This window comes from Nostoc sp. CCY 9925, from assembly GCF_963920935.1.
GTDB lineage: Bacteria > Cyanobacteriota > Cyanobacteriia > Cyanobacteriales > Nostocaceae > Nostoc.
Genome location: NZ_CAWUDO010000031.1, coordinates 73,048 through 84,415, shown reverse-complemented (window position 1 = coordinate 84,415; position 11,368 = coordinate 73,048). Strand labels below are relative to the sequence as shown.

The window sequence follows — 11,368 nt, the reverse complement described above, 5'->3', positions numbered from 1 at the left end:
TGATTAACTCAGCCCTGCTGGGTCATTTTGCATAGCTTAGTCTAAACTCCAGTTGATTACAGCCCATACCTTAATTGTGCATTGATTCCCCGACCCCGCAAGACATCGATCGCCCCATCAAAACCCTGTCGGCTAACTTCAAACATCGGCACTAAACGAGCAATTTCACCCGCTGTTGTGCCAAACCAGCGGTCTGTTGCCATAGGATTTAACCATGCAATATAACGCGATCGCTGTTTCAACTGGTCTAAAAATTTTTGGGTTAACTCCAGCCGTTCTAGACTAAAACCGCCCCGTGCTGCTCCCCCATCACTAAAAATTAATACAGCGGAACGCTCTGGGCGCAACTGAGCTAGAAAATCTGTGAAAGGTTCGGCTTTTTGGCGCGTCTGGTCATGGTAAAGATACTTAGTTGGGCAATTGTGAAAGTAGTAAATACTAGCTTTTCCTAAACGCCCGCCCCGTAATGCCGTCTCGGCTAATCGCTGGGATAGTGCGTGAAAGGGAACCATCGACCCCTTGCGATCGATCAGCAACAGCAGTTCAGTTCTATTCGCTCGACTGGACATCAGTACAGGCTCTAGCAAAACCCCTTGCCGTACCACTTGCTCAATAGTTGACTCTACGTCTAACTCTGTGGGCAAACCTTGGCGTACCATTCGGCGTAAATGCCGCCAGCTTTGTTTCATCTGCCGCCGCGTCACTGGAAAATACTCATCAGTTTCGGTAAAGCGATTAACAGTAATTTCCTCATTGCATTGAGTAGTAATCTGTACTGCTTCAGCCACTTGCATCTCATCTTGTACTTCCATTAATTCTGATGAAACGGGTACAGTGGCAGGTGTTGTACTGGCTGGCTCAGGTGAATAATCACTCTGACTTTCTACTGCTTGTTTTACTTCAAGAGAATCAGAGAAAGTAGTTTTCTCCTCTTGCCTTGTAATAGATGATTTTACAAGATAAGGATCTGTCATTACCTGCTGAAAGTGATAGTTAAACAGGTGTTCTTCATCCTGCGATTTTACCCACAAAGTACGGCACAGTTCTGCTAACACCTCTTGATCGCTCGTGCCAAAGCCTTCTTGTAAAGCTTTTAAAACAAGACGGTATTCATCGATACCCAAGGGTAAGCCTGCTTCGCGTAGTCGTGTAAACAGGTCGAGCAGGGGTAGTTCTTCATGGGTAGCTTCTATCTTCATACTTCTGACTGGGTACGCATCTGTTCGCCATAACGGCGATAATCATCCCAACTCTTCAGCAACACACCAGGATACAAAAGTTCAGTTTTCAACTTGCTGAGAATTTCATCGTCTTGATGATGGCTGAGAATCCGCACCCAATCCATTAGTTCGCTAGTACTGACCTTTTTGCCTGCTTCGCCTTTGTCTCGCCGCATCTCTTCGCGCAGTTCTAAAAAGCGGTCAATAATTGCGTCCACCAATTCCAAAGGTGAAACTGTAAACCGAGTTTTAACAATCTCGATTAACTGCTGCCGTTCTGGGAATTTGACGTAATGAAACAAACAACGCCGCAAGAAAGCATCAGGTAAGTCTTTCTCATCATTACTAGTGATAAAAACAATTGGTGTTACTTTCGCCTGAATTTTCTTCAGCGGACTGTTTTGTTTTACTTCTGTGACTTCAAACCTTTGCTCGTCAAGCTCTAGCAGCAAGTCGTTAGGAAAGTCAATGTCAGCTTTATCTATTTCATCAATCAAAACTACAGTTGGCTGCTCGTTGCGAAAGGCACGTCCTAACGGCCCCCACTCTACATAAGCATCAGCATTTTTTGCTTGAATTGCGGCTTCTTCATCGATTTTGGAAGCAGCAAGTTGAGCATCCCGCAACCTGCCAACGGCATCATAAGTATAAAGGCCATCCCGCGCTCGACTGGTAGATTTAATGTACCAAGCTTCATAAGGTAAATTCAACTCATAAGCCACAGCACGAGCTAATTTTGTCTTGCCACACCCCGGCTCTCCTTTTAATAGTAAAGGGCGTTGGAGAGCGATCGCTAAATTCACTGCTTCTATCAACTTCTCACTAGGCAGGTAGGGATACAAAATTTGCCCTGTCTGTGGATCTTGATCTCCTGGCTGGGGCTGCACCTTGCCTGTATATTTCAATTGTTTTTCGCCTAGAGTTCTAGCCACCTAACTTCTTCCTCCTCCCAATTACAGCCACACAAACCAAAAATTTGAGCAAACACACGCTCTGGAATGCCTTCACTCTTCTCTAAAATTACTTGAACTGTATAGTCAATTTTTCTAGTTACCTCAATTGGTAGAACATCAATTGCATTTTCCATCCACTTGGCCAAAACTCCCTCACATAAAGGGTCAATCATTGGTAGCCTAATGGGAACATGGGGTTTCCATAACGAATCAAGCCGATCTGCAAACCCAAGATTCCAAGCGTTGACACAACCATCTTGGTCAACCAAAAACATTAGTAGAAAAAATTCGTTGCTTGGGCAAATTGTTTGTTGAGTTGAGTTTACCAAAAGCAGCCAGAAATCACGGATGATTTCATGCAGGTAGGTTTCATCGATGCAGTCAAGATCGTGAAATACTAAGATGATATGTTGAGTTTTCAATTGAGCAACTACGTTCCTGGCAATCTCCTCATGGGATGAAAAATCTTGTACTCCAATCTGACGGCCTAACTCTCTCCATAGGGCTGCAATATCAGTCCTAAGTGCCCTGCGTGAAAGGTAAAATGGGATTGGGGGAGTTACTGTACTCTCAGGAATTTTCTGTAACAAACGCTTCAGTAACCAGATTTGACCGTGTTCTCGCGAGCCATGAACTAAGAAAGCTCCTATACGTTTTTCTGTAATAAATTCTCGGAATAACTGTACCTGTGCTATGTAGTTGAGGCGAAACAGTTCGCTGTGTATCCGTTCGCTATCGCAAGACCTCTCAATCATTAGAACCTGCTTCAGGAGGCGATCGCGTTCTTGCTCAAACTGCTCAATTTCCTTGTTTAGCTGAAAAGCTACTAAAGTCCCTGCTTCGATAGCGGAATTAATCCGCAAGCATTTTATTTTCTCGCTGAGCAGATCGTATTGTTGTTGAAGTTCTTCCCGTCTTTGGTGTAAGTGCCTGACTAATGACATCGGTGAGTTTTCATACCCAACTATAAGTTCATTTTCACATAAGTCAAGAATATAATTGTTACACTTTTACTGCTATTCCTATAAAAATTATAAAAATTTGGTATTTAAGTTGAGAAATACTCCAATTTTCTGCCTACTCGATTTCATGATTCACTGTTGTGACTGGATTTACTTCTAGTGGCGTCTACAGTCTCAAGTCAATTTTGCTAGCGTAGTGATATAGGGTTTATCACTTCCCAGCACGAGGTTTTAATATGGCTCATTTAAATCAGCGCCGCAGCCAAAATGTTAACGGCGATTTTTATGTAGATACTACTTGTATTGATTGTGATACCTGTCGCTGGATGACTCCAGAAGTTTTTTCTCGTGTTGATGAGCAGTCAGCAGTTTATCATCAACCAACAAATGAAGCCGAAAGATTAGCAGCGCTAGAAGCACTTTTGGCTTGTCCTACTAGTTCTATTGGCACAGTTGAAAAACCAAAAGATATCAAAGTTGCTCAGGAAAAGTTTCCGATTTTAGTAGAAGAAAATATTTACCATTGTGGCTATCATTCCGAAAAATCTTACGGTGCTGCTAGCTATTTTATTCAACTTCCAGAAGGTAATATTTTAGTAGATTCTCCCCGATTTACGCCGCCTTTAGTCAAGCGTTTTGAAGAGATGGGTGGAATTAGTTATATGTACCTAACTCACCAGGATGATGTTGCAGATCATCAAAAGTTTGCTGAGCATTTTCAATGTCAACGCATCCTCCACGCTGATGATGTTTCTGCGGGTACTCGCAATGTGGAAATACAGTTAACTGGTTTTGAACCATTTGCCTTGACTGAGGATTTATTAATTATTCCAGTTCCTGGTCACACTAAAGGACACACAGTTTTACTTTATAAAAACAAGTTTCTCTTTACTGGCGACCATCTCGCTTGGTCAGAAAGCTTGCATCAACTGGCTGCATTCCACGGTTTCTGCTGGTATTCTTGGTCAGAACAAACTAAATCAATGCGTAACTTGGCTAATTACTCTTTCGAGTGGGTGCTACCAGGTCATGGGCGGAGGTTTCATGGTGATAGGGAAATTATGCGCCAGCAGATGCACAAGTGTATTGAGTTGATGGAATCTTTGAAGTAGATTTCAGTGTAAGTTTAAAGTTGCGATAAAACTTGGCGATCGCACTTCATTATAAACTCTGACTGATTCTGAATTCTGCTGCAACTTATTTCTTAAAATATCTCAACCCATAACGGTCTTGATATTTGCTGATATAGTCTACATTCTGTTGCTCTAATCTTGTCAGCAATTTAAGTGGAAATTGTTTTGGTGAATATATAGGACGATACCAAGGTTGGTTATTAAAGTAATCTTGTAATTCAGGTGTGTCAAAACGGCGACCGTGGCTAGCAAATATCGAATTTCGCATAATATCCAATTCAAAACCGCTTTTACCATCCAATTCTTCATCCGTTACACGTCTTTGGGAAAGCCAAAAATAAGTATTAACAGTGGTGTTATCATCTGGCGTTATTAATGGAGTTGGAGAAGGTGTAGATTGAGTAGGAATAGATGGAGTTGGTGTAAATTTAGGAGTTTCAATAGCTAGTCTGGGGGCAGTTGATGGTGTTTCTACTGGGCTGGGAAAATTTGACGGTGTTGGTGAAGATAATACCGTTTTGTCTGTTGTTTGTTGAGAAGATTTTGTCAGCATCTGACCAATAATTACAGATGCACCGATTAATCCACCTGCAATTAAGCTGCCAATCAGGATATTATTCTGACTATTATTTTGAGGACTTGGCTGTGACTGAACATGCACTGTTTGAGGTGGTGGTGCAGATACTACAGTTGCTTGAGTTACAACGGGTTGCGTCGGCAAAATTGGGTTTGCTATGCTCTGTAACGCATCTAGCATTGCTCTAGCTGTAGGGTAGCGATCGCGTGGATGATAAGCGATCGCTCGGTCAATTATTCCTGCCATCATTGGGCTAATATGACTGGCATACTGTCGCCAAACAATTTCGCCAGTTTGGGAATCTGTCTCTAGTTGTTGGGCTACTCTTCCAGTCAGTAAATAAATTACTGTCATTCCCAAACTATATAAATCACTCGAATAAACTGGTCTACCTGCGGCTTGTTCGCTGGGCATATACCCAGGTGTACCAATGACAATGGAACTGGTAGGATTGCCTTGGGAATTCACCACGGTTCCCATTGATTCGCGCACAGCACCAAAATCAATTAGCACCGGCTTACCGTCACGAAGACGCACAATAATGTTATCTGGTTTAATATCCCGGTGAACGATATTTTTTGAGTGGACGTAATCTAAAACGGGTAAGATATTCATGAATAATTCCTGAGCAGCGGCTTCACTAAATAGCCCTTGCTTTTGGATTTTTGCAGTTAGGGTATCACCTTCAACCCATTCCTGAACTAAATAAAATTCCCCGCCTGAAGAAAAGTAAGCATACAACGCTGGAATCTGGTCATTAGCGCCACCAAGTTCTTCTAAAATAGCTGCTTCCCGTTGAAACCTCTCTTGAACTATTTGATAAATTTGAGGGTTGTTCTGAATCGGTTTTAGCTGTTTCACCACACAACGACGCTTTGAGGGCATATAGGTATCTTCTGCGAGATAGGTTTGACCAAATCCACCAGCGCCCAATGTGCGGATAACTTGATAGCGATCGTTCAGTAGCTGTGTTGTCATTAGAGATTACCAGCGATATTCATAAGATAGTTTTCCCAAAACTACCTTCATTTCAAATCCAGTAATCCTTGTTCTTTCAATTTAGGATTAAAGCGAATTTCTACTTGCAAACCACGCGCTTCTAATTCTTTGGAAATTTCTGCTTCTACTCGCCGTGCTACATTTTTAATAATTTTTATTTGTGCCAATTCATCATTAGCTGGATTATGATACTTTACCTGTTCTTCAGATGTCATTAACACTTTGACATCAATGGGATCGATCCATTTTTGCTTGTTCTCCCCATTTCCCCCCGGCACACTGCCATTTTCAGCAATCCAAGCATTCTCAATATTTTCTAAAACCGTGCGGCTGGGGCGTTCAATAGTTTGAACTTTCACCCAATAACATTGCTGTGGTTGACGTACTAAATGCTGCTTGAGACTGAGATAAACATCACGAGAATATCCCACAAATTGCAGCGATTTTTCTTGGTCAAAGATAGCATATACGCCGATTTTACCTTGAAATTCTTCGGGAAGTTGACCGCGATCGCTAATGTAAGGAATGTATTCCAAGCTTGCTAAAGCAGGAGTATTTGTTTCAGTAGTCATAAATCAAATCTAAAACTTGTTATTTGCTTTTGTGATTAAAAAATTCTACACAAATCCTAAAGTTTTTGTAAATCTCTTATATTTCTGTCTTCGCGCCCTACCCTTCGGGAAGCCACTTCGTGTCTATGCGTACTTTGCGGTTCGTTTTCATTGCTTTTTATTCATAACCTAATCTCGGATTATTGTAATCATAAAAAATGATCTCAAAAATTATGCATTACCCAATTTTTGGTAAATTGCACAAAGGCGACTGGGTTTAAAAATCTTAGCAGTAAACATAAAATTTGGTGGTACATTGATGATGGCATATTCATCAGATTCATGATACTTTTCAAATTCTGCTGGCATTCCCTTAGTCGTAGTTAAGCTATAAGGAACTGGCTGGAAAAGTAACTCTGTAAATTCAACTTTTTCACACTGTAATTGCTGGCATATTTGGTTTAAAAAAGCTTCACTCATTAATAATTTGAATAGACTTTCTTGAGCTTGTGGTTCAAGAGTGAAACTGGCATCAAAGTTATGAACGATTTTAAGGGGCATTTTCTCTATAAGTACTAATTAACAACTCAGTGATGATAGAGAGTGGGCAATATTTTGCACATGGTTATCCCCAAATACTGAGCAATAAACCCTACCTTTTTCAGTAGTTGAGCTTTGTGAAAAATCACCACTTTAAGATCAGCCTATTAGATTCTGGCACTTCTGTCAGCCACAACACTAAGCTGGCATGATTAAGAATCATGAAGTCTAGCAGATTTTTTATGAATGAAACAAACACCTTCTTTCGTCACTCCCTGTATTTTTTCAAGACAAAGTAAAAAGGCAAAAGAATATATTCTTTTGCCTTTTTACTTTTGTAGAGACGCGATTAATCGCGTCTGTAATTTTTATTCGTCGTCGAAATCGTCTTCGTCTTCGTCATCTTCTTCGTAATCTTCTTCGTCTGCGACTTCATCGGCGATTAAGTCATCATCGTCATCTAAAATTGACCTTTCTGCACGTCTGTTACCATAGCTAGGCTCTCCAAGAGTCGGAGAATCTAAATTATAGGTGCGAGCTGTGCGGTCATCTAAGACCATATCGAGGGGATCGTCAACTTCATCTAAGACACTACTGCTAATATCAGTAGCATAGTCATCGATCGCGCTGGTTTCTTCATAAGTATTGTAACCAGTACCAGCCGGAATCAATCGCCCGATAATCACGTTTTCTTTCAATCCCCGCAGCCAGTCAGATTTACCTTCAATAGCTGCTTCGGTAAGTACCCGTGTTGTCTCTTGGAAGGATGCGGCAGAAATAAAGCTGTCGGTGTTCAAGGATGCTTTGGTGATACCCAACAATACTGGGGTGTACTGTGCCTTGGCACCACCTGTAATTGACATTGCTTCGTTCACCTGCTCAACTTGGCGCAGTTCTACCAATTCGCCGGGAAGCATTGTGGTGTCACCACCATCATCAATCCGGACTTTGTTGGTCATCTGGCGCACAATCACTTCAATGTGTTTATCGGAAATATCAATCCCTTGAGATTGATACACCATTTGCACTTCATTCACCAAAAACGTCTGTACCTTCTGCAAAGCATGGCTAGCACAAGCATAAACTCCGTCTTCGGAACCGAGGCTAAAGAAGATTTCCAAAATTTCATGCGGGTTAGATGGGCCATCTGTTAACGGTTGTCCAGCTAACACATGAGAGCCATCTGGCACAATTAAATTTTGTCCCGGTCCTAGAGGATAATCTGTGACTACGCCATTTGATTCTACGACTTTGATGGCGATCGCTTCATCACCATCGCCGTAAACTACCTTGATTTCTCCCGCCCGCCGACATAAGATACAGGCTTCTTTAGGTTTACGAGCTTCGAGCAATTCTTCAATCCGGGGTAAACCTTGAATGATGTCTCCGGTTTTGGCGCGTTCAAATACCAACAACACCAAATTATCACCCCGTTGCACCAAATCACCGTCTTCTATTTGCAACACAGCACCAGGACTGACTCGGTAGGGACGACCAACGCGGATAGTAAGAGCGTAGTTCTGAGTGCTGAGTGCTGAATCTTGAGTATTTTCTTCACTCAGCGCTTTGGATTCAGCGCTCGTTAACTTTTTGACATTCATTACTTGCCCAGATTCGTCAGCAAAAACTCCAGCGGCAACTTCTGTACCTGCTACAAGCAAGTCACCCGCTTTTACTTTAGGCTGAGTACTGGTATTTACCGTTATCATGTCAGTGTCTCGCAACACCAAACACCGACGGACATTTTCGGTTCCCTTTTGCACACCCCGTACTATCCCGCCTTCTTTAGACAAGATTTGAGTACGTGCGACCACGGAACCAGGGGCGATGGTTAGTCCATCTTGCACTTCCAGCGTCGTTTGGGTGCTACCTTGGGTAGCATCAGCGGTAATGTCTCGACGAATTACCAAGGATTCCAAAATCACCAGCTGCAAGCGTTGAACTTCTGGATCTTCGGTATCCTCTACCAATTCAATATCTGCTGCTAGGGGGGAGGCGTTATGGTCTTGTTCGCCTTCTTGCTCAATTTCCAGCACTAGCTGGGTTCGCAGCAGTTCCACACCTTCCACGGATTTCACCCGTTCGGAATCTTTGTAAGGTAATCGCTGCACTGCGCGTAACTCAATGGAACGCCCAGTTTGTTGACTTACCGATGTGGTTGATGGCACGTCGGGATTGTTTGGTACGGCGAACTCGACTACTGGACGACTTAACAGGGCAGGGCCTTCTGGTGTCTCCACATACTGGATATAGCGTAATTCAGTGGCGACACTGCCTTGAAATTCTTCGCCTGGTTGGACGAAGGAGTTATCTCGTCCCATCACTGCTTCAGGATCGTCTACCATCAGCAGTTCCCCTGGCTTGATGACTACTTCCCGCAGGATGTCGTTTTTCTGGGTAACTTCAATCACACCACTGTTTTGGCAGAAGATATCCTTCACAACTTCGGTGCCAGCTTCTACAAACTGACCGTCTTCTACTAAAAGTAAGGAGATATCTTTATTGACTTCGTGGGTTTCTTCGGGAATCCACAGCAGTGTGCCGCCTTGGACAACTTCGTAACCCAGTTTGGCTTTACCTTTTTTCTGGACTTCCACGCCCGCGAATTTCAGGAATCCACCAGTGGTTGTGCGATAGCGGTCATCAATTAACTCGGCTACTACTTGACCATTTTGCACTTTTGTGCCTGGTGTGGCGCGGAGGTTAAATACCTGATTATTGCCAGTAGAGACTAGGTAGTTATTACGACCTTGGGAACTTTGGACTGTTACCGTTGCCTGGTCTAACACTACAGAAGCCGTGATAATCTCAATTTCCCTGGTACTCTTACCTGGAGTAGCTTCGGGCAAGCGCACTACACCGCCGTGCAGAGTAGTTAATTTAGTTTCTGCTAATACTCCATTAGAAGCGATCGCATCACCATTTTTCACTACCAATTCGGCACCAGGCGGCAAGTTGTAAACTTCCCCAGACAAAATCCAAATCAAACCACCCCGTGCCGCTGTGGTTGTAGTATTGCCTTGACGGTCGGTTTTTTGTTCTGGAACGACTTCGGCAAATTGCACTTCCCCTGCCAAGTCAGAGGCAACATCTTTAACAGCTTTTTCTGTATTAGTCCGGGTTGTCCGTCCACCAAGGGCGACTTCTGCCAACAACTGACCTTGTTTTACTTGATTCCCATCAAATACATATAATGTAGAACCTTGAGTCAGCTGCACCTCTTGGTTGGCTGGTGTGGCATCACCTTCTTTTTTTGGCTCTAAAATTAGGATGCCATTAGCCTCAACATACAAGGCATCTTCACCATGGCGGGTACGATATTGTCTTGTCCGCAATTTGCGGGGAATTTTTACAGTCCCATCAATTTTAGAACGGACTTGTTGCGCGACTTCCCCGGTAAACACACCACCTGTGTGGAATGTCCGCATGGTTAGCTGGGTGCCTGGTTCGCCGATACTTTGGGCGGCAATGATTCCCACAGCTTCGCCCAAGTCTACCATCTTGGCGTGGGCTAAACTCCAGCCGTAGCAATGTTGACAGACAGAACGTGCAGCTTCACAAGTTAAGGGACTGCGGACTACAACTTCTCCTACCCCAGATTTGCCAATTTCCTTGGCCAAGTCGTCAGAGATTGGGGTGTTGCGTGATGCAATCACTTCTTTTGTGACTGGATGCACCACGTCTTCGCCAATTACCCGTCCCATCAAGCGGTTTGCTAGAGGAATCAAAGTTTTGGCACCTTCTGTCATTGGTCGAATGGGAATGCCTCTAGTGGTGCCGCAGTCAAATTCCCGAATAATCACATCCTGGGATACGTCCACCAAACGTCGGGTGAGATAACCAGAGTCAGCCGTCCGCAAGGCGGTATCCACTAATCCTTTTCTCGCACCGTAAGACGAAATAATGTATTCCGTCACCGTCAGCCCTTCACGGAAGTTGGTTTTGATGGGCAAGTCGATAATTTCCCCTTGGGGGTCTGCCATCAGTCCCCGCATTCCCACCAATTGCCTGACTTGGGAGATGTTACCCCGCGCCCCGGAGAATGCCATCATGTATACGGAGTTGAGGGGATTAGTCTTCTTGAAGTGAACAACTACCTCATCTTTGAGGGCCTCGCTGGTACCGTTCCAAGTATCAATTACCTTTTGGAAACGTTCTACTTCAGTGATTTCACCCCGTTGGTAACGGGCTTCGGTGGCGCGAATTTCTTCTTCGGCTGCTTCGAGGAGCGATCGCTTAGTTGGAGGCACCATCAAGTCATCTACACTGATGGAAACCCCTGCTTTCGTGGCGTAGCGAAAACCTAAATCTTTCAGTTTGTCCGCCATGACTGCGGTTCGCGCCGTACCATAATGCGTAAAGGCCCAAGAAATCAAATTTCTCAGTTGACCTTTATCCACCACCCGATTGCGAAAAATCATTTTTTCAGTCAT

General features: G+C 43.6%; 8 protein-coding genes. 1 reads left to right on the top strand and 7 read right to left on the bottom strand.

Annotated features, from left to right (window positions below):
* Positions 1 to 56: 56 nt before the first annotated feature.
* From ACM0OY_RS17675 to ACM0OY_RS17665, 3 genes are read right to left on the bottom strand one after another with little or no spacing between them, the layout of a single operon-like run.
* Positions 57 to 1,199, bottom strand: coding sequence for a hypothetical protein (locus tag ACM0OY_RS17675; protein WP_414570151.1), 1,143 nt, complete (start codon positions 1,197 to 1,199; stop codon positions 57 to 59).
* Positions 1,196 to 2,152, bottom strand: a complete 957-nt coding sequence (locus ACM0OY_RS17670; protein ID WP_414570150.1) for an AAA family ATPase — start codon at positions 2,150 to 2,152, stop codon at positions 1,196 to 1,198. The genes ACM0OY_RS17675 and ACM0OY_RS17670 overlap by 4 nt, the downstream gene beginning before the upstream one ends.
* Positions 2,137 to 3,117: a hypothetical protein gene (locus tag ACM0OY_RS17665; RefSeq protein WP_414570149.1), complete on the bottom strand. Its 981-nt coding sequence runs from the start codon at positions 3,115 to 3,117 to the stop codon at positions 2,137 to 2,139. Before ACM0OY_RS17665 ends, ACM0OY_RS17670 begins: the two co-directional genes overlap by 16 nt.
* Positions 3,118 to 3,371: 254 nt before the next feature.
* Between ACM0OY_RS17665 and ACM0OY_RS17660 the strand changes: the two genes are divergently transcribed.
* Entirely contained in the window at positions 3,372 to 4,247 is an 876-nt protein-coding gene (locus ACM0OY_RS17660) for an MBL fold metallo-hydrolase (protein ID WP_414570148.1), read from the top strand.
* A gap of 85 nt (positions 4,248 to 4,332) precedes the next feature.
* Here the strand turns inward: ACM0OY_RS17660 and ACM0OY_RS17655 are convergent, their stop codons facing one another.
* The 4 genes from ACM0OY_RS17655 to ACM0OY_RS17640 form a co-directional block, all read right to left on the bottom strand.
* On the bottom strand, positions 4,333 to 5,823 hold the full coding sequence (locus ACM0OY_RS17655; protein WP_414570147.1) for a protein kinase domain-containing protein: 1,491 nt from the start codon (positions 5,821 to 5,823) through the stop codon (positions 4,333 to 4,335).
* A 47-nt stretch (positions 5,824 to 5,870) separates the two neighbouring features.
* Complete coding sequence (locus ACM0OY_RS17650; protein ID WP_414570146.1) at positions 5,871 to 6,416, bottom strand: GIY-YIG nuclease family protein; 546 nt, start codon at positions 6,414 to 6,416, stop codon at positions 5,871 to 5,873.
* Positions 6,417 to 6,626: 210 nt separating this feature from the next.
* A complete protein-coding gene (locus tag ACM0OY_RS17645) occupies positions 6,627 to 6,956 on the bottom strand; it encodes a hypothetical protein (protein ID WP_414570145.1) in 330 nt (109 codons plus the stop codon).
* Positions 6,957 to 7,303: 347 nt separating this feature from the next.
* Complete coding sequence (locus ACM0OY_RS17640; protein WP_414570144.1) at positions 7,304 to 11,368, bottom strand: DNA-directed RNA polymerase subunit beta''; 4,065 nt, start codon at positions 11,366 to 11,368, stop codon at positions 7,304 to 7,306.